Source organism: Lacrimispora sp. YZC11 (assembly GCF_057543815.1).
The window spans coordinates 817,725-842,228 of record NZ_BAAJYQ010000006.1; the positions used below are offsets into that span (position 1 = coordinate 817,725).

At 38.2% G+C, this 24,504-nt stretch carries 24 protein-coding genes; 1 reads left to right on the forward strand and 23 read right to left on the reverse strand.

Annotation, left to right across the window (positions count from 1 at the left end; translation table 11 throughout):
- Window positions 1–7: 7 nt before the first annotated feature.
- The 7 genes from AC27IJ_RS10035 to AC27IJ_RS10065 all read right to left on the reverse strand — a co-directional run bounded on the left by AC27IJ_RS10035 (window position 8) and on the right by AC27IJ_RS10065 (window position 7,446).
- On the reverse strand, window positions 8–1,354 hold the full coding sequence (locus AC27IJ_RS10035; RefSeq protein WP_487148636.1) for a GH1 family beta-glucosidase: 1,347 nt from the start codon (window positions 1,352–1,354) through the stop codon (window positions 8–10).
- Window positions 1,355–1,370: 16 nt separating this feature from the next.
- Window positions 1,371–1,832 (reverse strand): VOC family protein, encoded by a 462-nt coding sequence (locus AC27IJ_RS10040; RefSeq protein WP_313186873.1) that lies wholly within the window; start codon window positions 1,830–1,832, stop codon window positions 1,371–1,373.
- 21 nt (window positions 1,833–1,853) lie between these two features.
- Window positions 1,854–2,867 carry a mannonate dehydratase gene (locus tag AC27IJ_RS10045; protein ID WP_312441956.1) on the reverse strand — a complete coding sequence of 338 codons (1,014 nt, stop codon included), beginning with the start codon at window positions 2,865–2,867 and terminating at the stop codon, window positions 1,854–1,856.
- 6 nt (window positions 2,868–2,873) lie between these two features.
- Window positions 2,874–4,283 carry a mandelate racemase/muconate lactonizing enzyme family protein gene (locus AC27IJ_RS10050; RefSeq protein ID WP_487148638.1) on the reverse strand — a complete coding sequence of 470 codons (1,410 nt, stop codon included), beginning with the start codon at window positions 4,281–4,283 and terminating at the stop codon, window positions 2,874–2,876.
- A 72-nt stretch (window positions 4,284–4,355) separates the two neighbouring features.
- Entirely contained in the window at window positions 4,356–5,210 is an 855-nt protein-coding gene (locus AC27IJ_RS10055; RefSeq protein WP_487148640.1) for a carbohydrate ABC transporter permease, read from the reverse strand.
- 1 nt (window position 5,211) lies between these two features.
- On the reverse strand, window positions 5,212–6,090 hold the full coding sequence (locus AC27IJ_RS10060; protein ID WP_312441950.1) for a carbohydrate ABC transporter permease: 879 nt from the start codon (window positions 6,088–6,090) through the stop codon (window positions 5,212–5,214).
- A 66-nt stretch (window positions 6,091–6,156) separates the two neighbouring features.
- Window positions 6,157–7,446, reverse strand: coding sequence for an ABC transporter substrate-binding protein (locus AC27IJ_RS10065; protein WP_313258320.1), 1,290 nt, complete (start codon window positions 7,444–7,446; stop codon window positions 6,157–6,159).
- Between the two features lie 248 nt (window positions 7,447–7,694).
- On the opposite strand from AC27IJ_RS10065, the gene AC27IJ_RS10070 reads away from it, so the two are divergent.
- Window positions 7,695–8,714, forward strand: coding sequence for a LacI family DNA-binding transcriptional regulator (locus AC27IJ_RS10070; protein ID WP_312441946.1), 1,020 nt, complete (start codon window positions 7,695–7,697; stop codon window positions 8,712–8,714).
- Window positions 8,715–9,304: 590 nt separating this feature from the next.
- Here AC27IJ_RS10070 and AC27IJ_RS10075 read toward each other — a convergent pair.
- From AC27IJ_RS10075 to AC27IJ_RS10150, 16 genes are all read right to left on the reverse strand, one after another.
- A complete protein-coding gene (locus AC27IJ_RS10075; RefSeq protein ID WP_313152232.1) occupies window positions 9,305–10,117 on the reverse strand; it encodes a hypothetical protein in 813 nt (270 codons plus the stop codon).
- A 72-nt stretch (window positions 10,118–10,189) separates the two neighbouring features.
- Window positions 10,190–10,321, reverse strand: coding sequence for a hypothetical protein (locus tag AC27IJ_RS10080; RefSeq protein ID WP_312441944.1), 132 nt, complete (start codon window positions 10,319–10,321; stop codon window positions 10,190–10,192).
- A 220-nt stretch (window positions 10,322–10,541) separates the two neighbouring features.
- Window positions 10,542–10,730: a hypothetical protein gene (locus AC27IJ_RS10085; RefSeq protein ID WP_312441942.1), complete on the reverse strand. Its 189-nt coding sequence runs from the start codon at window positions 10,728–10,730 to the stop codon at window positions 10,542–10,544.
- Between the two features lie 315 nt (window positions 10,731–11,045).
- On the reverse strand, window positions 11,046–11,492 hold the full coding sequence (locus AC27IJ_RS10090; RefSeq protein ID WP_312441940.1) for a hypothetical protein: 447 nt from the start codon (window positions 11,490–11,492) through the stop codon (window positions 11,046–11,048).
- 369 nt (window positions 11,493–11,861) lie between these two features.
- A complete protein-coding gene (locus tag AC27IJ_RS10095) occupies window positions 11,862–12,287 on the reverse strand; it encodes an RDD family protein (protein ID WP_487149044.1) in 426 nt (141 codons plus the stop codon).
- Window positions 12,288–12,326: 39 nt separating this feature from the next.
- The gene (locus AC27IJ_RS10100) at window positions 12,327–12,872 is read right to left on the reverse strand and encodes a hypothetical protein (RefSeq protein ID WP_312441939.1); all 546 of its coding nucleotides are present in this window, start codon (window positions 12,870–12,872) and stop codon (window positions 12,327–12,329) included.
- Window positions 12,857–13,090 carry a hypothetical protein gene (locus AC27IJ_RS10105; protein ID WP_312441937.1) on the reverse strand — a complete coding sequence of 78 codons (234 nt, stop codon included), beginning with the start codon at window positions 13,088–13,090 and terminating at the stop codon, window positions 12,857–12,859. The genes AC27IJ_RS10100 and AC27IJ_RS10105 overlap by 16 nt, the downstream gene beginning before the upstream one ends.
- Window positions 13,091–13,297: 207 nt before the next feature.
- Window positions 13,298–13,504 (reverse strand): RDD family protein, encoded by a 207-nt coding sequence (locus tag AC27IJ_RS10110; RefSeq protein ID WP_487148645.1) that lies wholly within the window; start codon window positions 13,502–13,504, stop codon window positions 13,298–13,300.
- Between the two features lie 366 nt (window positions 13,505–13,870).
- Window positions 13,871–14,047 (reverse strand): hypothetical protein, encoded by a 177-nt coding sequence (locus tag AC27IJ_RS10115; protein WP_312441935.1) that lies wholly within the window; start codon window positions 14,045–14,047, stop codon window positions 13,871–13,873.
- A 21-nt stretch (window positions 14,048–14,068) separates the two neighbouring features.
- Window positions 14,069–14,419, reverse strand: coding sequence for a hypothetical protein (locus tag AC27IJ_RS10120; protein WP_313258332.1), 351 nt, complete (start codon window positions 14,417–14,419; stop codon window positions 14,069–14,071).
- 66 nt (window positions 14,420–14,485) lie between these two features.
- Complete coding sequence (locus AC27IJ_RS10125; protein WP_312441932.1) at window positions 14,486–14,920, reverse strand: hypothetical protein; 435 nt, start codon at window positions 14,918–14,920, stop codon at window positions 14,486–14,488.
- Window positions 14,921–14,925: 5 nt separating this feature from the next.
- A complete protein-coding gene (locus tag AC27IJ_RS10130; protein ID WP_487148648.1) occupies window positions 14,926–19,863 on the reverse strand; it encodes a DUF6531 domain-containing protein in 4,938 nt (1,645 codons plus the stop codon).
- The gene (locus AC27IJ_RS10135; RefSeq protein ID WP_487148650.1) at window positions 19,835–20,434 is read right to left on the reverse strand and encodes a hypothetical protein; all 600 of its coding nucleotides are present in this window, start codon (window positions 20,432–20,434) and stop codon (window positions 19,835–19,837) included. The genes AC27IJ_RS10130 and AC27IJ_RS10135 overlap by 29 nt, the downstream gene beginning before the upstream one ends.
- A 109-nt stretch (window positions 20,435–20,543) precedes the next feature.
- Window positions 20,544–21,680 carry a hypothetical protein gene (locus AC27IJ_RS10140; RefSeq protein ID WP_487148652.1) on the reverse strand — a complete coding sequence of 379 codons (1,137 nt, stop codon included), beginning with the start codon at window positions 21,678–21,680 and terminating at the stop codon, window positions 20,544–20,546.
- A gap of 162 nt (window positions 21,681–21,842) precedes the next feature.
- Window positions 21,843–23,078 (reverse strand): hypothetical protein, encoded by a 1,236-nt coding sequence (locus AC27IJ_RS10145; RefSeq protein WP_313152251.1) that lies wholly within the window; start codon window positions 23,076–23,078, stop codon window positions 21,843–21,845.
- A 199-nt stretch (window positions 23,079–23,277) separates the two neighbouring features.
- Window positions 23,278–24,483: a tetratricopeptide repeat protein gene (locus tag AC27IJ_RS10150; RefSeq protein WP_313152252.1), complete on the reverse strand. Its 1,206-nt coding sequence runs from the start codon at window positions 24,481–24,483 to the stop codon at window positions 23,278–23,280.
- Window positions 24,484–24,504 lie beyond the last annotated feature (21 nt).

Genomic DNA, 24,504 nt, shown 5'->3' on the forward strand with positions numbered 1-24,504 from the left:
AGCCTCCTTATACCGCATTCTGCTCAATTACCTTTGAATACCAGTGTCCGCTTTCCTTGATAATTCTCTCCTGTGTATTGAAGTCCACGAATACGATTCCGAAGCGGCTGCTATATCCGAATGACCACTCAAAGTTGTCATACAAAGACCACTGGAAATATCCCTGTACATTAACTCCCTGGGAAATAGCCTCCCAAAGTGCTGTTAAATGCCTGTGGAGATAATCCTTCCTTGCGCCGTCTTCTACTTTTCCTTCCATGGAAACCACATCCGGGAAGGAAGTGCCATTTTCCGTTATGTAGATCTTGTCAATTCCGTACTCATTTTTCATCCGTAAAAGCATCGTTACCAGGCCCTGCTCTGTCACCGGCCAGTTCCTGTCATTGACGGGAACGTATTTGGGATTCTCTATCTTGAATCCAAGAGGCCATACGCTGTCATCTGCCTTCACATGAAAGTCATTGTAATAATTTAAGCCGATGAAGTCCAGCTTCTGTCCAATGAGCTTCATGTGCTCCTCTTTAAATTCCGGAAGTCTGACTCCCTTGGAACGGTAAAACTCAATCATTTCCTGTGGATATCTGCCATACACAATAGGCTCAGCAAACCAGCGGTTTAAATACCCATCTGCCCTGGCTGCTGCCTGGATATCCTCTGGCTTATCCGTAAGAGGAAGCCTTCCCATCAGGTTTAAGGTAATTCCAATTTCCCCGTCACAGCCCTTTTTACGGAAATAATCCACCGCAAGGCCGTGACCTACATAAAGATAGTAAGACACCCGCACCGCAGTAGAAAAATCCCGGATACCAGGAGCCTGACGCCCCTCGGAATTGCCTAGAAACGCAGCACAATAAGGTTCATTTAATGTAATCCATTTCTTCACCTTGCCATGAAATGCATCTATAACAACCTTTGCGTATTCCAAAAAATATTCCGGCATCTGGGGATTGGCCCATCCGCCTATATCCTGCAGGGCCTGAGGAAGATCCCAGTGGTATAACGTGATATACGGTTCGATTCCTGCATCCAGAAGTTCATCAATAAGACGGCTATAGAATTCAAGCCCCTTTTCATTGACTTCCCCATATCCCTTTGGAAAAATCCTGGACCAGGCAATGGAGAACCGGTAAGCCTTGATTCCCATGCGCTTCATCAACGCAACATCTTCCTTATATCTGTGATAATGGTCACATGCTATTTTTCCATCATCTCCATTTAGCACATTACCGGGAACCTGGCAATATCTGTCCCATATCGTTTCTCCTCTTCCGTCTTCATCCCAAGCGCCTTCAATCTGGTATGACGCAGTAGCCGCCCCCCATGCAAAGCCTTCAGGAAACTGTCTCTGTTCCATGATTCCGCCCTCCTTCTTATTCGTCGCGCTCCAACAGCTCTACTACTACTTTCAGGCTGTCCAGTGCATCCATGAATGCATATCTTCCATTTCCTCTCCTGTACTCACCTTTTTGCAGCAGTTCCATTCCCCAATCCTCACAGGCGCTGATGGTCTTTTTCATACCTTTTACATTAAAGGAAATATGATGGATTCCTTCACCAAACTGTTCTAAATGCTCCTTCCAGATGCTTGGCTCTTCATTTGGCTGGATCAGTTCCATCTGTAAATCTCCGAAATAGAAGAATGTCATGTAGCACTTTGCCTTTGGCGCCGGCTCGCCCCTGTATTCCGTCTTTGTAATCTCAAATTCACCGCTATTTACGGTTTCAGGTTCCTCTACCCCGAAAAAGCGTGCAAACTCCTTTTTTGTCTTCTCAATATCATTTACCAGAAATCCAATCTGTGCCAGTCTCATGTCCTCAATTGGTTTGTCCATAATTATTCTCATCCTTTCAATTTACGCATTTTCCATTGTTTTTAATTTCTCTATTGCTTCCATCAATCCTTTTATGTAAGCAGTATCCGCATAGCGCACCTTATGGCCCCAGTCTCTGTCACCTTCAATGCCAGGCACGTGGTCACTAACGATAAAGCCGTCAAATCCTGAATGCATCAATGCATATACCACCTGGAAGGGATCGAAATTACCTTCTCCCAGGAAACACTCCTGGAATTTAGGCACTGTACCTTGTACATCCCTCATGTGGGCATAAATCAGCTTTTTCCTTGGCCCGAAATATTCAATGGCATCAAAAATGTTCTTTGCCCCGCCTTTCATCTGTGAAAAGGTACCGATACAGAACAGCAATCCCCAATTCGGGCTGTCAATCATGGCTTCCGCCCGTTTATAGCTGTCCACATCAATAAACATCCTTGCAATTCCAGACAGGCTTTCTATAGGCGGGTCGTCCGGATGTAACGCCATTGTCACATGGTACTCCTCCGCCACCGGTATGACTCGTTTCATAAAATATTCAAAATTCTCCCACAGCGATTCCACGTCAGGCACCTTCACATCTCTTCTCTGGCCAAAATCCGCCATATCATCAATGCCCTGCTTCTGTTTTTCTAAGTCAAAGGCCTGCACAGAAGCACCATATCTTCCTACGGGAGCGTGATTTTCCGTTCTCCAGACAAAGGACGGTGAAAAGTGATACCCCAGCACGGGGATCCTGACACGGCCTAGGCTGCGGATGGATTCACAGACATTTTCAATCTGCTTATCTCTTCCCTCCAGACCCAGCATCGCTTTGTCATAAAAAGAAATTGGCATGTTTTCCATTGCTTCCACGATAACACCGTACCGGTCGCACCTTTCTTTAAAACGAACCAAATCATCGTACTTCCAGTACTCATCCGCAGGCAGATCATAGGGGAGGTTGAACTGTACCCTGTCAATCCCCATCTGCCTTGCGTTGGTCAGAATCTCCTGATCCACGCTCCGAATCTGTCCATATGCTAATCTCATCATTTTCTGTCAGCTCCATATCCGGTCCAGAGAGGTCTCCTGGTTCCATTCATCGGTAGATACCCATACATCTTTGCCCTTCATAGGCCCATGTTCCCGGATCAGTTCCTCGTTTAGGGACTCAATTCCAAGACCAGGTGCATCCGTCACTGCCGTAAAGCCCTCCTGCACAATAGGCTTCACCGGTCCTATGATCAAATCCTGCCACCACTCAGAGTCAAAGGCGTCATGCTCCTGCACAAAGAAATTCTCACTGGCAGTAGCCATATGGGCACCAGCCAAGGCTGATATAGGGCTTTCGCACATATGGAGTGCCATAGATACCCCATACCTGGCCGCCATATCACCCAGTTTCTTCGTCTCCAGGATTCCTCCGGAAGTCAGGAGGTCCGGATGCACCACATCCAAGGCACCTGCCTCAAAAAGAGGTTCAAAGGTCTCTGTCAGGTACATATCCTCTCCCGTTGCAAGGGGAGAAGTCGTCGCGTGCTTTAGTTCCCTGTACTGATCCGTCAGATACCAGGGGAGCATATCCTCCAGCCATGCCAGGTTATATTTTTCAAGCCTTCTTGCAATCTTAATCATATCCGGAAGGGGGAAATGCCCGAAATGGTCAATCGCCAATGGCACTTTTGTACCAATCACGTCCCGCACTCTTCCGATGTATTCATCCAAATGCGCCAGCCCTTGTTCCGTCACATGCATATTGGTAAAAGGGTGGGAGATCCGGTTGAAATCATATAACGCTGCATTGGCTGCAGAACCTTCAGCCCTTGTACCAGTTCTTGAAACCCGGCGTACTTTTTCCTCCACAGCCCGCAGCTCATTGACCCAGTCTAAGGGACCGGAGTAATTTCCCTCCTGCGCCATAAGGAGCTCCACGCTAAGAATCTTCACTGCGGTAAATCCCTGATCCATATACCCTTTTAAGATTTGTCCCACTTTTTCCGGCTCCATTAAGATACCAGTGGCCCTTCCTTCCTCAATATGGGTATCTGCATAGAGCCTGACCTTATCCCGGAACCTTCCTCCCAAAAGTTGGTACACAGGCACCCCATACGCCTTTCCTGCCAGATCCCAGAGGGCCAGTTCAATGGCACAAACGCCTGCAGACTGTCTGGACTGACCACCGAATTGTTTGATTTTTCTAAAAATACGATCTACATCGCAGGGATTCTCACCAATAATCCTGCTCTTTAAATATTTTAAATAGGTGGCGCTGGCGCCATCACGCATTTCCCCATATCCACTGATTCCCTGGTTGGTGTCGATTCTCACCAGATAACAGCCCCAGGGAGGAAGATCCACCTTGGTGAATTTTACATCCGTGATCCGTAACATAGACGGATTGGAGCTTTGCCTTACAAAATTCAGACACTCTTCATAATTTATATCTGTCCGACCGCTCTTATGTTCCATCGTCAACCTCCTGTCCATTCCAACTCTTATCCACTATTTTCTATTCATTCATTACTGTTCAGCCAGCTGCTGTTAACCTTTTACCGCACCGTCTGCCATACCCTTGACAAAATACCTGTTGCATGAAAGGAAAATAAGGAGTACCGGAAAAGCTACAATGGCCGATGCAGCCATCGTGGAACCCCAGTCTACCGCAAACTCTCCTGCAAACATGTGGATAGCAATGGGAAGTGTTCTTGTCTTAGTCGATGTGCTTAAGTTCAGTGCAAAAAGAAATTCTTCCCATGCATGAATGTAGGTGTAAATAGCCACGGAAATCAATCCCGGTTTTGCGATAGGCAAAACCACCCGAAACAGCGCCCCGATTCCCGTACAACCATCAATTTTGGCTGCTTCCTCCAGTTCCTTTGGCACTGTCTCAAAAAAGGAACTGAGCATGATAACACCCATAGGAATCGTCAGTGCCAGATCTGCCACGATCAGTGAGAAATGAGTATCCAAAAGCCCTGTTTTTGCAACCAGGAAATACAACGGGATGATGATTACCACACTGGGAATCATCTGTCCGAACAGAAGGGCGATCTTCAGCACTCCATGTCCCCTAAACTTATACCTGCTTAAACCGTAACCTGCCAGAATGGAAATAAGCAATGTAATTACAACCACACTGACCGTAATGATAATGCTGTTAACAAAAGCGTCAAACATCTTGGAATTAGTAAGTACATTGACATAATTGCCCAATGTAGGTGTGTCTGGGATGATCTGAGGAGGGATATCATACTGTTCCGTAGGAAGCTTGATGGATGTGGACAGCATCCAGATTGCCGGGAACACGGCTGCCAGTATTACAAGAAGTAAGATTGCGTAGGTACAAATCTGCCAGACAATACTAGTCCTTGTTACAGATTTCTTCATTTTCACCATGTTACTTCCCCTCCTTTTCTCTTGTAAGATAGAGATATACAAGACTTACGAACATAGATAACGCAAACAAGACTGCACTGGCTGCACTGGCTATACCGAAATCATAATCCATGAATGCCCGTTTATAAATGTACATGGCCATTACTTCTGTCTTATGAGCCGGTCCGCCCTCTGTCATTGCATAAATAAAGGTAAATGCATTCAGGGTCCAGATGATCATTAACAAGATCGTTGAATAGCAGGTTGCGGCAATTGATGGCCAGGTCACGTTTTTAAAGATGCCAAATACATTTGCTCCATCAATAACCGCAGCCTCTTTTAAATCCTTGGACACACTCTGAAGGGATGCCTCAATCATCAGCAGGATGAAGGGGAACATCTTCCATGTGTTGACTGCAATGACAGACCACATGGCAACTTTGGGATTGGACAGCCATGTCTGGTTCTTTTCAATGATTCCCAGAAAGCTGAAAATGAAGTTGATAATACCATAATCAGCATTGTACATCCACTTCCACACCGCGGAACCGATGATGCTGGGCGTTACCCATGGGATCATCAGCAGGATACGAATAAGAGTCTTCCCTTTCACAAATGGCTGGTGAAGTATCAAAGCCATGATAAAACCCAGACCGAACTGGAAGAAAACACTTCCAAACGTCCATACTAACGTATTTGCGATAGAACCAAGGAACACCTTATCCTCAAACAACTTTTTGTACTGGGAAATACCACAGAAAACAGGGGCTTCCAGGAAAAGGGTGTTGTTAAAGAACCCCATGACTAGCGTATAAAGCAACGGATATATCATGACTACTGCAACGGTAATCACAGCGGGAAGTACATAACCGGCTCCTGAACGTTTCATTTTTCTAAGCATACTTTCACCTTTCTCTTTTTTAAAAAAGGCCCCGCCTGTCAGCGGAGCCTGCATGCCCCTCTTCGATTACTCTAACAGTTTCGTTGTTGCCTGATCCAGCAGGCCGCTTGCTTCCTCGGCAGACATGTCCTCAGACAGCATCAGCTGAAGGTTATCCATGATAGCCTGGCGGATACCTACAATGTTCTCAACTGCCGGAAGTGCATTCGCGTACTGCAAAGCGTCTGCATTTGGCTTGATAATTTCTTCCGGATAGTCTGTGTAACGAGCCGCTACTTCTGCCGTGCCTGTGAAAGTATTTGTATAGATAGCCGCTATATCAGGCCTGCTAAGGAATTTCACAAATTCCCATGCAGCTTCTTTCTCCTTGCTGGACTCTGCAACTGCTACAGACCAGCCTCCTAAAATGGTATTCCTCTCTGCACCGTTGGCAGTAGGAACCATGGTGCATGCAAAATTCAAATCCGGATTTGCTTTCACAATTTCTGCCAGATCATAGATACCGCTTAAGTACATTGCAATTTTTCCGCTGGCAAACAGAGTGCGGTTTGCAATGTTGTCGTTCTCCAGCAAGGATACAGGTGCATAAGCTGCCAGGTCTTTATAAAGCTGTGCTGTCTGGATCGCCACATCACTTCCCAGCGCAGATGCACGATTGTCCGCATTTAAAATATCACCACCGGAAGAACGGAGCATGGTTATGTACTGGAAAGAGAAATTCGAGTAATTTGTGCCGCAAAGACCATATCCATACACGTCACCGTTCGTACATGCAGCCGCCGCCTTTTTCACTTCATCCCAAGTTGCAGGAGGTGTATTGTATCCTGCTGTAGACAGGATGTCCTTGTTATAGAACATGACATATGTTTCACTGCGGAATGGAAGGCCATAGAGTTTTCCACCCACAGTGGAGGCGTCGTTAGCTCCTTTGACAAACTGATTCACATCCAGGGAATCCTTTGCTACGTAATCATTAAGCGGTGCCAGCAACCCTGCATTACCGAACGTGGTAACCCAATCCAGCGCGCAAGACAGAACATCTGGAGCAGTGCCATTTTTAAGCGCCAACATGTATTTATCATTTGCAAGATCTGCCTGGAACTCTGCTTCGATCTTAATATCAGGGTGTTCCTTGTTCCATATAGCCTCTACCTCCGGCCAAACAGCTTCCTGCCAGTTGCCATCCCAAAATTTAATGGTTACCGGTTGCCCCGAAGCTTCTTTCTTTTGATCAGACTGGGGAGCCGTACTCTCAGACTTCTGTTCTCCCTTTGCCGAAGAGCATCCAACCATAAGTCCTAATGTCATTGCAGCTGCCATAGTCATACTTAATGTTCTCTTTACTACCTTTTTCATGTTTTTCCTCCTCGCTCTTTTTACCCATTTCTAAAATGTTAACGTTTTCATTTTTATTACAACTACATACTAGCAAATACTTGTGCACTTTGCAAGCTTTTTTTTATTCTATTAGTACTTTTTAATAACTTTTATGCATTTTATTTTTATAAACGTTTTCATTTTTAGCCATTATCCTGCCTTGAAAGTGATTTTCGGATATGATATAATGAAAAAAGTACAAATATTTTCATAAGAAGGGATTAAAAATGAAAACCATAAAAGATGTAGCAGCTTACTCTGGCGTTTCTTTAACCACTGTATCCCGAGTAGTTAATGGCTCTGATAAAGTCTCTCCCAAAACCAAAGCCAAGGTTGACCAAGCCATAAAGGAACTGGGATATTTTCCTAATAATGCAGCCCGCTCATTGGTAAAGAAGCAAACAGATTCCATTGCCATCCTGCTGCGTAATATACATGATCCTTTTTTCACCGATCTGATTCGCGGTATTGAAGACGCCTCCGCTCTCCTTGGGCGTAACGTCATATTTTGCAGTCCAGGAAGAGACGAGAAAGTCAGGGACCGCTACATCGAATACCTGACAAACGGCATTTCAGACGCCATCATCCTATATGGCTCTCTTTTTTCAGACAAAGCAATGATTGAACATCTGCAAGAAGTAGGATTTCCCTTTCTGTTGATTGAAAACAACTTTCAGATGATGCCGGTTAACCAGTTCCTTATTGATAATGTAACTGGAGCCAAGGATGCGGTGAATTATTTAATCCGTCATAACCACAAGCGTATCGCCCATGTGATGGGCAATCCAAATAAAAAAGTCATCCTAGAGCGCTTCAGCGGCTACATGGAGACCATGCAGGACAACGGTTTGCTGATCCAGGATTATTATATCCAGAATACCCTTAATGACTCCACTCTCTCCCTGCCCAATTTCAGGGAAATGATGGCTCATCCAGAAGGTGAACGGCCCACCGCTATTTTCTGCAGCAATGACAAGATTGCTATGCAGGTAATTAATGAACTGCAGCAGTCTGGCTTTAAGGTGCCTGAAGATGTTTCTGTTGTGGGTTTTGACAATCTGATTACATACGGCTTCTCCTACCGTGGACCTCGGATCACCAGCATCCAGCAGCCTTTATATCAGATTGGATACGACAGCATCCAGTCCATAGATGGCATGCTTCAGGGCAGTATCACAACTCCTATTAACAAATTCTACCAGACTACTTTGGAGGAGCATGAAACAGTGTGCTTCTGCCCGGAATAAATGATAGGCGGATTTATTAAGGAAACTTCCATATTAGAGATCAAACAAATGATATACTTTCTTGCGGATGAACAAGAGAGACTATAGAGGTTTAAAGGTTTTGGAATTGTTTGGGTTTTACAGACACATAATTAGGATGTTTTTTCCGGACTTTTCTTATGATACAGGCAGATTTGTTGATAGAATTGTATTTAAAGATGGTGGATAAGATGTAAGGAGATGTGTGGTTTTATCTGAGTTTTTATCTTCTGCTGTGGATTTTCGTCAGGTGATTTTTGCGGTATTGACAAAGCAAAGGCAGTCTGTCCGATCCTTTATGTGAATTAAATTTAAACTTGTACAGACCTTCATATCTCCTCCTACCACCATGGTATTGAAATCATCCAGCCAACACAAGGGCATGCGGTCCTTTTTCATCCAGTTTCTTGATTGGAGAAATATTTATACTCCCTCGGTACCACTGGATAAACCGGATCATTTTTTAATCCATTGGGCTTAAAGTCCCATATTGTCAACATGCCCTTGGGTTGCCAGAAATTTATTGCTTATTCCAACTATTTTTTGTATCATTTCTATATTCAATTGCTGTTTTACATTGGCGGTATATTATATTTCGCTCCTACTGGCTGCCAGTTCTCTCCAACAAACCTTCTACATTGACTTACCCAATTAATAATCGTGCCACATTTATAATTATATTTTTCTATTATTATATTTTCTTCATTTTGTTGCCAGGCTTCAATAAAATCTTCCAGCACATCACACCAACAAAACAGTTGTATATCTACGCCAGTTCTACCATCATTTTTCGTGTATCTCCAACGCCCTCCCACTTTTTTAATCAGCATATTTCCATAAACAGAAGAAAGCTCTACTAGTTTATCCTGCACAGCCTCATACGTTTTCCCATGCCCTACCTCCAGTTCTTTTTTTAACAGTTGTAATATATCCTCCTCCATCAATTCAGCTGCATTATTACGATTTATAAACTGCTGTGTCAATACAGAGTTCTCCTTATATAGTTTCTTATACATTTGGGTTGTCGGCTGTATGGATTTCTTTTCTTCCGTCAATTCATCCAGCTTGTCAATTCCATACTTTTCAACAGCATCTAGCAGCTTATTCAGCACAGCTTTTTGTTCTTCCTCGTTGTTGAAATCCAGGAAGTCTAAATTATATTCCGGATCATTTGTTATATCCTTAAGTCTGCATGGACAATTCCCAACATCAATTTCTAAAGTATAGCCATTTCCCCAGCGTTCCCGCTGAATCATTATATTCTGAGTTACTTCTTCTACCTCTCTACTGAATCTCCAGCGATAGTTTTCATATTCTGCATAATGAAAGCCATAGGGAGATAACCTTTTTTCCATTATTTCTACTACAATACTTTTCTTTCTCATCTTTCCTCCAAAGTTCCGGCTTTAAGTATTTCCTCCTGGAAGCAGGGAGTTTTCCATTCGCCCCGTAATCCTTTATAAAAACTCCCAATACTTTACCCGGTTTTGATAAACCGGTATGCCGTTCTTTTGTTCTTCTATGTGAAATATCAGCTGGGCATTCTTTGTCTCTGATAGATCACTTATTACCAGTTCCTTATAGGTCATATACCCACTTGCCTACCATTATAAACAAATGGGACATTGATCCAGACTTTTATCATATTTATTTAGCAACAAAATGACTAATTATTAAACAACTCTACTAATTATTATAATTTATTCGATTTGTTCCGTTTATAGATAAACTCACACGATAATTATCACTTATTTCAACCTGAAACGTATATATGGTTGTGACCGGTCGTTTTCCTTTAGACGGCCTTTCCTATTCCCTTATTTTTTTGAAAATATATTTTTTCTCTTCTCCCCACTCCTCCAAGATTGGTTGAAATAGTACATCAAATGACTCAAATGAATCCGACTTTTCATGAATGCATAAAGCAAATGCAGCCTCTGAATCTTTTTTATTTAACGCTTGCAGAAACTGATCCAGATAAGATTCAACTTTGTTCACTAATAGAATCAGTCTCATAAGCAGTTACAAATCTATTCTTACGGCCACTAAACACTATCATACAGATACAAAAAATACAGATTGTTAATATTTTTTTCATATCATCACCTTTGGCTATTACAGTCTAATATCTTTTTTTAATTCCTTCTCTTCCTTAACACAAGAACTCTTTTATAAAGAAGTATAGAAATAAAAATATAGACACAAACAATAAATATGTATTAAATGATTAAGCTTAAAAATATCATCCAGCTCTGTTCTTCTGACAAAAAATGTATACACAATCGTACTTAACTTAATCTATTATAAATTTTGTCATTCCTCTGCTTGAATATAGATATATTGGCCATTATGTGACATATATACTTCTCCCACGAAACGTCCACCCAATACCTTTTTTTCAAATTCGCCGCTATGATACCATTTAACTCCATCAGTAATTCCCATTCGGTTATAAAAATCACTGTCAATTTCCAGTACCATTTCTTTCCACTCATATTTAACCGATAAATCTGTTATATTTTTATCATCTATCATACATAATGAAGAAATTCTATATCTGGTCGGACCAACACCACCCACCGATATAATATCTATTTTATAAAAGCATTTTCTTATTTTAATAAGGGCTGGAAATCTTTTTTCTATTATTGCTACATCTTCACCTTCTTTATATCCGCTTTTTCCATACAAACTTTTAACAAATAGTATCACCAAAAAAAAGAACAAAACACCTGATATAATACTTATTATTTTCTTCATTCTATCTCTCCCTCGTACAAGTTATAACGGTATCTTCTGTTTTACCTTCATAGATACCAATTAATAGTTTCTTCATAGAAATCCTTCATGAATTAAAGATAGGTGAAACAATTCTCAGGTAACTATCTTTGACTTTCGCAACCTAAAACTTTTTTATATACCACTATATAATAAATTTCCTACTCATTAATAATAATTTGGATTTTTTAATGCTATTATTCTACTGTTTATCCATATTTGCAGCATTGGATCCTATTACAAGAGACAAAACTATTGATGCCATAATATATTTAGTGCTTACTGGTGGTCTTATCAGTAATTAAACCAAACTTGTATCAAATGGCTCCATAGAGAAGCAAATAATCTGAATTACTGAATTTCTTCTATCCCTAAAATTCCATCATAAAACAGTTTATGTCTGATACAATAATATATCAAAGTGATTGGCCAAAGCGCACCACTTGCCAATATTTTCAATAGACTATGTTTAATAGCAAATCCTATTGTATTTTTTTTATACTTTAGTTTTAATTTAACGAACCTTTTCCCGAGGCTCCTTCCTTTAAAAATATAATCTTGTACGAAAATATACAAAAATGCTAATATTCCATAAACAACGAGCCAGCCATCGGATATCTGAAATACAGTATCTACATATTTTATAATTATTCCAACTGAATATAAAGAAAAGATAATGGTATAAATTATGGATAAAATTACATAATCAATTAATGTTGCAAAAAAGCGCTTCATAGTTTTTCCTCTCTCAATTACTTGCTTCACTTTTAGTCGCATTACTTGGATTTGCAACAATTCACGCCATCATTTTTATTATTAGTCCCACCAATATTTATCTAAGATACCTCTTATTTCTCTTCTTATATTCTTATTATCTACAATCATATATTCAATACCTTTCTTTATCTTCATTTCTCCCCTATCTGTTACATAAAACGGCGAAGATTCATCCTTTATTACTATATACTCCTTCCCCTGCTCCACTATATAACCGACAACTTTTCCTGATATAGGACAATCATTAAAGCATAGATAAATTCGGTAATAGTTGACAAATTGGGATAGTTCCTTTTCCTCCTCAGTCAATACAAAATTATTTTCTTTTGATAGTTCATTTATTAAACCTGGTATCTTTTTTTGTTTTATGAATCTGGTATTCCATAACGTATTTCCATCTTTAGCCACAATGATACCTGTTACTTCCCCTTCAGTCGTAATCTCAAACCCAGACTCAACATATAAAAGATGATTTTCATCTTCATTTGCAATAATTGGGCATAGAACATGGTAATCTTTATTTTTGTCTCCTTTCAATGAATACAAATAATAGCCCCAATCATTCTTTGCTACTTTCTTATCCAATTCGTAAACCCATACTCCCTGGCTCCTGCATAATACAAAATTGGCTGCACATCTGAAATCATACGTTCTTCAAACGCTTTCTGCTCTGCCTTATATTCCATTTTACCCCGATGGATGATATGCTTAATGAGTCTCATATCCTTCCCTATCTGATTTTTATAAAGATGACTCCTCCTATGGGAAGTATCACTTAACCGTTTCATGCATTTTCCATTCATGAAGACTCCTAAGAATACTAGACTACACTTCTTCTATTCCTAAAATTGTGTCATAAAACATACGATGTTTGACAAAATAATAGAGCAAAGTTACAGGCCATATAATTCCAGCCAGCAATTTAAACAGGCTATGCTTAACAGCAAATCCTATCGTTTTTTCTTTATTCACCAGTTCTAACTGGACTATCCTTTTACCAATGCTACTTCCTAGAAAAAAAAATCTTGCATAAAAAAATATAAAAATAAAAATACAGTTGCAATCCATAAGTAGGCATTAAATAATGTATCAAGAGTATAATATGTATTATATGGACCTGTTCCTATAATAAAAAAAGTCAACACAATCATACTTATACATACGAAAATAATGTAATCAATACCTGCCGCACATAAACGTTTCATAAATTTTGTCATTCCTTTCACTTTTATCAGGGCACAAAAAAATGATAAAAATGTTGTATGCCCCTACTCTTTGATTTATATTTCTTATATGAAATAGCAATATAAATATGTGTAGTCAGTCTTTCTAGCATAAACAAATGGGACATTGATCCCAGACTTTTAAATTGATAATAAGCATACCCATATACAGTCTGCTGTTCTTCCTTAAAACAAGAACTCTTGTATAAAGAAATATAGAAATAAAAATACAGATACAAACAATAAATATGTATTAAATTAAATATCATCCAGCTCTGTTCCTATGACAAAATATGTATACACAATCATACCTATACATAAAAATAACTTAATCAATTTATAAACGTTTCATAAGTTTTGTCATTCCTCTGCTTGAATATAGATATATTTGCCATCATGTGACATATATACTTCTCCCACAAAACGTCCACCCAATACCTTTTTTTCAAATTCGCCGCTATGATACCATTTAACTCCATCAGTAATTCCCATTCGGTTATAAAAATCACTGTCAACTTCCATGCATTTTTCTGTCATGAAAACTCTAAGAATAATAAACTATACTTCTTCTATTCCTATAATTTTGTCATAAAACATACGATGTTTGGCAATATAATACATCAAAGTTACAGGCCATAACATACAAGCCAGTATTTTAAATAGGCTATGTTTTATAGCGGTGCCAATGGTTTTTTCTCTAAATCTTAATTTTAACCAAACAATTCTTTTTCCAAAGCTTATTCCTTGAAAAAAGAAGTCCTGAAAAAAGAAATACAAGAAAAACAATAGAACTATAATCATTAAATATATCTTAAATGACTTAACAATATCGTATAAATTATTAAAAAATATACCTCCTACACAAAAAAAAGTAACATAATCAATTATTGCTGCATATACACGTTTCATAATTTTTTTACCTCATCTTTAAACATTACTGTATATATTTTTTTATACAATGATTAAACAACTTTACTAATTATTAATTTTTGTTAATGTAAAATAATTTATTCCATTTGTTCCGTCTATAGATAAACTCACACGATAATTATCACTTTCACTTTCAATCTGAAACGTATATATGGTTGTGACCGGTCGTTTTCCTTTAGATGGTCTTTCCTGTTCCCCTATTTTTTTGAAAATATATTTTTTCTCTTCTCCCCACTCCTCCAAGATTGGTTGAAATAGTACATCAAAAGACTCAAGTGAATCCGACTTTCCATGAATGCATAAAGCAAAAGCAGCCTCAGAATCCTTTTTATTTAACGCTTGCAGAAACTGATCGAGATAAGATTCAACTTCTTGTTCACTAATAGAATCAGTCTCATAAGCAGTTACGAATCTATTCTTACATCCACTAAACAATATCATACAGATACATAAAATACAGATTGTTAATATTTTTTTCATATTCATCACCTTTGGCTATTACAGTCTAATATCTTTTTAATTTCCTTTAAAGCTAGCTTTCCTATCTCTCCGGCATTAATGATAATATAACCTCCTCCTCCAATTCCCACATAAAGTTCACCACCAAAACTTATCTTAAGATCTCCATCATATAAAATGGAATCCAAACCCAATGGTATAGTTAATTCTTCTTTTTCAAAATCATAATCTAATCCTATAACTGCTTCAGGCAATCCCTTGATTTCTCCACTTATCGATAAACTTCCTTTGACAGAAGTATCCAAATGCTCATTTATTTCAATAAAACTTTTGAATCCTCCGCCTAAACTCCCTTCTCCGACACTTACTTTTGCACCAAGTCCTGTACCTACTTCTGCAGTGATGTCCACAATTTTATCAATTTCATCTTTGATATCCTGACAAGTTTTTTTCCATGCTCTATCTGCAGATTCACCTAATTCTTCCAAATACCACCTCCAAACATCGTAACTTGACGGCTTTTGAGGTCGCTTCCCATTTAAATCCACCCACTTTTTAGGATTCCCCCAACAATACCCATAACCATTTAAAGTAAATGGCTGATTGATAGTCCCTTTTATAATATCCTCCCCCGTGAATCTCCCAATCTCAGGCATATACTCTCTTGCCTGTGCAAAATATGTGTTAGCTGTCCGGTCTCTCTGATATCCTGTATATCCAAAAGGCTGTACCTCCCCCTGCGTTCCATATAAGTCGTGACCAAACTCATCATATCCATATACCATCTGTCCTTTTTCCTGTCTTCCAACCAGACGAACCGTACTTCCCAGTTCATCCTGCAGATAAATATGCGTTCCACCTCCTTCTGTCATAAATGCCGCATTGTTATCCCAGATATAGCTTTGGGCATGCACATCATTTTCTTCTGATTCCGTTTTTTCCAGCAGATTATAATACTGCTTGGTCAAGTCCAGAAGATACTCCACTTCTCTGGCTGGATTTTCCACAGGCATCATTCCTACCTGGAACTGACTGAAAAAGTTAGTTTTCTCAAAATCATACTCTTTCCTGCCAACTCTGTTGCCAAGCCCATCATACTCATACCGGACGGCCTGCCCTTTTTTATGAAAAGCCGCTGCAAGACGGTTCGTCTCATCATAAACATACTGATTGGCTGTTATCTCTCCCTGAAGAATCGCCGTAAGATTTCCTCTTGCGTCATACTGATAGGATTGTTCAGGAAAAATCCCTTCCTCATGAATCAGTTGATTGGCCACATTATAATGATAACGGATATTTTTTGTTTCCGTCTGCCTCCCAACACGATTTCCAAAAGCATCATATTCATACTGGCTGATTCGCTTCCGGTCCTTCCTCACTTCTATGAGCCGGTTCATGCTGTCATACCGATACTCATAATTTCCGCTTTCTTCCTGCATGCGCCGTTCTGTTTCGGGTGGAATACCTGACAAGGAAGATACTGCTCTTCGCCTTTTTCCTATTGCTGTCTTATTTCCCATCAGATCATATTCATATTCGTACTTCTCTAGCAATTCTCCGTTCTGCTGGTGAATCAAGCTCTCCAATAATCCCCTGGAATTGTAGCTGTAACTACTGATTATATCATCCGGAAAAATCTTTTTTGATAAATGTCCATCCTCGTCATAGCAGTAACTAATTTCCCGTTCTCCATCAGTCAGCCTGCTTAAACGTGCCAGTTCATCATATTCGTAGTATATTTTACGCCCATTCGGATAAACCAAGGATTTCCGTTCTCCCATTTTCCCCCACTGATAGGAAATCTCACGTCCTTTATAGTCTGTAATTTTTTTCGCCCTGCCGATCTCATCCGGTTCAATTCTTGTTATTCCAAGCCAGTCCTGTATCTCAGTCAGCTGTCGAAGAGAATTATAAGAAAATGCGACACTACGGCCATCCCCATAAGTAACTTTTTCGATGTCCCCCGATGGATGAAATGCGTAATATGTCTCATATCCTTCCCTATCTTTTTTTAATATCATCTGCCCGGCCAAATCATAAGTATAATGCTCCTGCAATCCAAGAGGATTCGTAATAGTTTCAATCTCCCCGGCCAGATTACGTTCATATTGGGTAATATGAATATGATTCTTGCATTCGGAATCATTTACAAATTTCTGATCTGCTCCATTTAACAGGAATTCTTTCCCCTGATGCTGGCATATGGTAATCAGCATTCCTAATGCATCATAAGCATATTCCGTCCGGTTCCCTGCAGCATCGATCACGGAGGTCAGTTTCCCTCCTGGTGAATACAAATAACGGGTCACATGTCCCAAAGTATCTGTTACTGATGTCACTTTTCCCACAGCATTATATGTATAACGCTTTTCCTGCCCAAAACTGCTTTTTACCGTAATGGGCTGATTCAGGCAGTCATAGATGATCTCAAGAAAATCTTCTTTATGATTCTGGCGACGTATCAGATTACCGTTTTTATCATATAAATAAGTTTCAAACGATCCATCTGGATAGATCGTTCTGGAAAGATACCCTCCCAGAGCATACTCATAGATGGTCTTTCGTTTCTCCGGGTCTATAACGCAGGTTAGCTTTCCTAAGGCATTATAATCATAGCAAGTCTTATTACCAAGAACATCTGTCTCGCTGATGAGCTGCCCTGCTTCATCGTAAACATAGGTATGAGATTTGCCTATAGCGTTAGTAACTTTGATTAAATGCCCTTCCATATCATACTCATATTGGGTGGATGCACCAGAAGGATCGGTTACTTTGGTAATCCGATTACGCTCATCATAATCCATAACTGTGCGGTTCCCATTTGGATCGGTTACTGCAGTACGGTTTCCATTTGGATCATATTCATAATAGATGACTCCTCCCATAGGAAGCGTCATCTTCTCCATGCGGTTTAACCCATCATAGGTATAAACCAACTCTGCTCCGTTTGGCAAAATCCTACGGATGACGTTCTGCATTAGATCATATTCTGCACTAAGTACTTCCCCATCCGGTCCGTTATAAGCTTCAACCTGGTTCATGCAATTGTACTTCTGGCTGGCAACAGCCCCATTAAAATCTATAACCTTTGTAACTTTCCCATTCTTTGTATATTCATAGATACGCCGTTTTCCCTGAGCATTTGTTACACAGAAAATTCGATCACAATTGTCATAGGCAAACCTGGTACAATATCCATTTCCATCCACTGTACCAATGACCCGGTTAGAATCATCATACTCATAACTCAACTGTCTTCCTGCCTCATCAATAATACTGGTGATATTTCCACGACTGTCATATTCTAATGATGTTACACTGCCATCCGGCTGCTTCACTTGTATGACATTCCCGCTTTTATCATATTCAAATTCCCGATTCCGGTTCAATGCATCCGAAGTTCTTAACAGATTCCCTTTTGAATCAAATACATTTTTGAATTTTTCAATACCGTTAACAGACAACATAAGAAGGCGGTTATTTACATCATAAGTCATGTTATTCTTAGAACCATCCGGGTAAATAACCTGGGACATATTTCCTTTACCATCATAGGAAAACCTTGTCTTATTTCCATTCTTATCAACATACTGGATCATCTGGTTACGCTCATTATATGCAAACCTTTCTTCTCCATCTTCATAAACTGTTTTGATGTTGCGGAATCGCTCATCATGGATATAAGCAACCTTGCTTCCATTCTGCTCGGTTACAAGGGTACGGTTACTTTCTTCCTGATAATCATAGTAAATCTTTCCCCCATCAGCAAAATGCTGACAAAGCGTACGACCCTGATCATCATATTCATTTTCCAGAACCATCACGCCTCTTGGGTTCTGAATCCTGTAAAGTGTCTTATCATTATCATAATAATAGCAGTAGCTTTCACCACCGGCATTTGTAACATAGCATAAACGCCCCATTTCATAACCAAGAGTAATGCTGCGTCCCGTATGGTCTGTTACGGAAATCAGAAGCCCCGATACACTGTCATATCCATAACTTATGCGTATCCCATAACCATTTGAAACACATTCCAGTTTTCCATTTCTTCCGTAAGTAAAGCACAATCCCCTGCCATTTGTATCATTCTTAGCAGTTAAACGACCTTTCTCATCAAATATGTAGACCATGCCTTCCTGAGTTTTATACCAATAGCCCTTTTCTTTCTCTTCCAGACGGCAGATGCAGCCAAATAGTGCTTTTATCCCACCTTCTTCCAACCTTATGTAGATCTCTTCCCGTCCATCTTCCCAAATAATAACGTAGCGGTCATTTTCGATCAGAAGCTCTATCTCATAATTATGCCGCCAGCCATCTCCCATGCATCCTTCTCTTTTATCAATCCGGTTATAGGTTCGTTTAAAACACAACGGTACAGTGGCATTTATATGAATATCTTCTTTTTCATAAATAAAATTTCCAGTATTTGCATTGACAGGGTCTCCAGTAATCGCACAGACAGCAGATTGTACCCCTTTCATAAAGTCAGTCAGAGTTGCACTTTGCATAAGTTCTATTAGTACCTGATTCCACTGAGAAAATCCAGGGCCTGCTTTTTCTAGCATCTGTTTTACCATAAACATAATAAATTTTTTTAATTCTTCCTCGCTCAGATTTCCACTCTTCGCATATGCACCATTCAATACTTTCATAAGTGACAGGATATAACTGGAATTATACTGTCCTGTTGTTTGATTTTGTGTTACCTGTATGGTTCCGGCTGTACCAATTGCTCCCATAGCCGCCATAAGTTCCGGTGATATATTTTTTGCTCCGGAACAAACAGGTAATGCTCCTAGTGCAGCAGAAACAATGGCTGGAATATTAACTGGTTCCGCATTGTTATTTAAGGAAATATCCGGCCAGCTTTTTCCTTTTGTTTTTACTTCAGTCTTCTTTCCAATAATATTTACTTCCTGGTTTATGATAAAGCTATTTCCCAAAATGTTCTTCACAGACATGTAGATCTCCCCCTTCGTAAGTTAAAATAGACCGTATTTCTCCCATGTAATCTCCAAATATAAAGCGAAATGGTTCTTCTTTCTTTAATTTTATAAATGCTTCATTTTGGTACAAACCTTCAAGCGTTTTTGTTAAATACACTTCCATCACTTTTTTATATCCTTTTGCTAACTGGCGGACTGCATAATCAATTTCATATTCTTTTATTCTTACAAATTTTCTCATTAATTCTCCTGATAAAGCAGATCTCTCTTCATCCAGGTTATCGTATAAAAAAGCCGGAAACCAATTATAACTGACACATTCGTCATCAAAATACATTCGTTCATTCATAAGGCAAATCTGGTATTCATAAGTACCGGTCATTAAACTGCTATGTAAATGAAAGATGGACATATAAGCAGGTTCCCATATATGCTTCTTCTGTTTTTCAAGGGCTACTGATAAAATCTCCTCTATTTCTTTTGGAATAATATCAAGTCTTTGTTTTTTTACATCTGTTATCTTTCTTTTTATCTGATCATTTATAAATGGTTTTAAGTACCGTTCCATTGCTTCCAGACGTGTCATTTGTCCTCTTTTCTATCAAATAATTTCTGCTGATACTCTTCTATTTCAATCTCCTGGTGACTTTTTAATTAATTCCTGTCTACTAGAAAAAGTACTGCAATCGTATCCATTATTCTCCCCACAGCTTTCTTAAATCATCTTTTGCCTGGAAGATTTGCTTCTGGAACCAACCCTCGTAATCATCAGAATTGTTTACCTGTTTCGTATATATTTTTCTTAATGCTTCTTCTATTTTCTGATTAGAATCCTTGTAACCTTCCAAATTCCAAATGTAATAAGCTCTCGCATATGATTCAATGATCATATCTGTATCTCCTAAATACCCATATGCGTTTCCCAAGTTATAATAAGATACTGCAGCTAAGTCATGGTAAGGCAAGCACTTTTCTAAAACATGCTCATAATCCTTGATAGCCAAGTTAAGTTTGGCCCACCCTAAATTCATATATATATTTCCTCTTAATTCATATAAATTTAATAAATCATAATGATCTTGTACTTGCCATATTTCCAAAAGATCTATAGCTTTATTTACATAATCATAGGCTTTATTCAAATTATAATCTGGTTCATACATAAATGACAAAGTTTTGTATAAATTAGCTTCAACAGGAATATACTGATACAGTTTATCATTCATTTTACTCGCCTTATCTATATAATACTCACATTTCTTCATATTACCGGCATAATAACAAGCCCAAGATAATGTCTTATAATTGAAAATACCAATAAACTGATTTGAACCCAGTATCTTCCTTTCTTTCTTAATAAGTTCTTTTATATTTCCTATTTCTTGGATAAAATCTGTTTTAAAAGGCAATTCAATCGCTGTAAGATTTGATTGTAAAACCAGCTTTTTTACCTGATCGTCTACCTCCAGTTTTAGAGCTTCTTCTACATAATTTTTAGCAGTATCCCTATTTTCTTGATATAACATGACTTCAGCCATATTTGACAAAATGCACATTTTCTCTTCATCTGAAACAGCAATGCGAAGTGCTTCCTGAAATTTACTATTTGCTTCCTGAAACCTCCTCAATCGCAGATAACTGACACCTAAAGCATTCTTTATGCTTGCATCCTGTTTCATATTTTCTAAAACTTTGATTACCTCAATTAAAGAATCCCCATTACCTTTCAGTTGTACCATTAATTCTTTATTCGCCTCTTGACCTGTTATTTTACAAAGCATTAAAATTGCAGAATCGTCTACAATAAACTCTGTATCATCTATCAGGCTCATTTGATTTTTGCTACAACCAGTTATTAGTATTAAGATATTAAATACAAATACTAAATACTTAAAACACCGCATTTTAAATTTCCTCATTAACCATAATAGCCATTAAGTCAAACGCTAACTTTGGTTTCGCTCTTTTGAACAAACGATAAAGATACACGTAATTTACTTGACACTATCTTGAAAATATTCTATTTTCTTTTCTTCAAGCCATTCCTCAAAATCAATTACTTCCTCCTTATAATTACCTTCTGTGTATAAATGAAGAAGCCTATCATAAGAGTCCTCTTCTACTTTTTTCTCCCCAAGATTTTGATTTACGCAATATGCATTGATATAAGCATCTATAGCAAGTTCTGTTTCTCCCTGTTCTTCATACTCATATCCCATGTAATAATATGCAAGAACAGAATACTGTGAGGAAGAGCTGCTATTATCTAATACAAATGTATAGTCACTCATAGCTTCATCTGTACGTCGTAAATCTGTTAATATATTTCCGCGTTCTAAATAGTATGATATAACACTTTCATGATTATTAGGAAGCCAGCCATTGATAATAACAATAGCCTGATTGATATGTTCTAACGCCTCAACATAATTTTTTTCACCTTCCTCATAAATAAGTGCTAAACAGTATTCAATAGAAGCCTCTAAATCTGGATAACGGTAAGTTGCTTTTGCTATTTTAAGAGCCTTTTTCATATATTCAATACCTTTATTAAACTTACCATCATACATACCGCTCGCAATTCCTAACGATTGATAATTATAAATTCCAAGCATCTGATTAGATCCTAGTATTTTTCTTTCATTTGCTATTAATTTTTTAATTTCCCTTATTTCATTTAATATACCCTCGCCTCTTCTTTTCTTAACATAAGCATTCCTAATAACCAAATTCGATTGGACTACAAGCTGCTGAAAGGGATCTTGAATCTTTTTCTGACTGGCCTCGAAAAAGTATTTATAGGATTCCTCTGATTTACCTTTCATTGATTCGACTACTCCAAGATTAGAAAGTACACAGACACTTCTTTCTTCATCAGTTTCTTTTTCTTCCAAAATACTCCTTAAAATTGCTTCAGCTTCTTCTGCTTTGAAAAGGCGTATATACCCCACTGCAAGTGCATTTCGAACATCCACTGTCTGCTCTAATTTAGACAGTTTATTTATTGCCTCATTCACATCAAGGTAATTTCCTTTTAATTGTTTTGCTATTTCCACATAATCCTTTTGTACTGGTTCTCCATGACTCAATAGCAATATCCAACTACCGTCCAAAGCATACCATGTATCATCCATAGGTATTATGTTTCTTTGACGGTTTCTAACATAAGCAAAAAGAACTACGGAACACAAAACTATTATAGTGAAACAAATGAATCTTCTCTTCTTCATTCACTCCTCCAGAATATTATCAATCTGTGATAACAGCTAAATTAATCTTAGCCTTTTTATCGTTTGCATCTTTTAATGCTTTTCCATAAATTCCAAAACTTATTGCAAGCCCTATTCTTTAGGCTCATTTATTAAACACAGGCTTTAATATTGCATGTATATTTACTCCCCTCCCCCTTAAGTCAAATAAGCTAACATATCATTCCTTCCACAGCTTGCTTAAATCTTCTTTTCCCTGTATAATTTGAGTCTGAAACCAGCTTTCATAATCATCATCTTTGTCGTCCTGTTTCTCATATATTTTTCTTAGCGCTTTTTTTATCTCCTGATTTGAATCCTCATAACCTTCTCGATTCCAAATATAATATGCTCTTGCGTATGATTCTGTAACTTGATCCTCATCTCCTAAATACTCAAGTGCATATGCCAGATTATAATAAGATACTGCTGCTAAATCATGATAGGGTGAGCATTGTTCTAAAACATACTCATAATCTTCTATTGCCAAATTAACATTTGGATAATCTATTTTCATGTAAAGATTGCCTCTTAATACATATAAACTTAATAAATCATAATTATCATATACTTTCTGATTTTCTAGAATTTCAATGCCTTTATTTACATATTCAATAGATTTATTAAAATCATAAGATGTGTATATTAAAGATAATGCTTCGTATAAATCAGCTTCTATAGTTACATATTGATAGGTATTATCATTTAATTCTAACGCTTTGTTTATATAATACTCACATTTTTTCATGCTGCCATCTTGAAAACAGATATAACCTAAAGTCTTATAATTGAAAATACCTACAAATTGGTTTGATCCCAAAATACTTTTTTCTTTTTTAAGCAAACTTTTTATATTTGCTACCTCTTTAACATGATTTCCTTTATAAAGGTTATCAATTGTTGCAAGATTCGATTGCAGAACTAACTGCTTTAATGGATCATCTACTCCCAGCTTTAAGGCATCTTCTAAATAACTTTTTGCCGACTCTGTATTTTCCTGATATATCATAACCTCGGCTAAATTTGATAAGATACATGCTCTATCTTCATCTGAACCAGCAATTTGAAGTGCTTCTTCGAAAGTTTTATTTGCTTCCTGAAACTTCCCTAATCGCAGATAGCCGACACCTAAAGCATTCTTTACACCTACATCTTGTTCCATCTTTTCCAACAATTTTATTGCATCTTTTAGGGAATCTCCGTTTCCTTTCAATTTAGACATCAGAACTTTATAACAATCTTGTTCTGTAGTTTTGCAAAGCATTAAGATAGCATAATCATCTACTATATACCACGTATCATCTATCAGGTTCATTTGCTTATAGCTACAAATAGTCATAAATATTAAAATTATAAATACAAATATTAAATACTTAAAATACCGCATATAAGTTGTCTCCTTATCCTT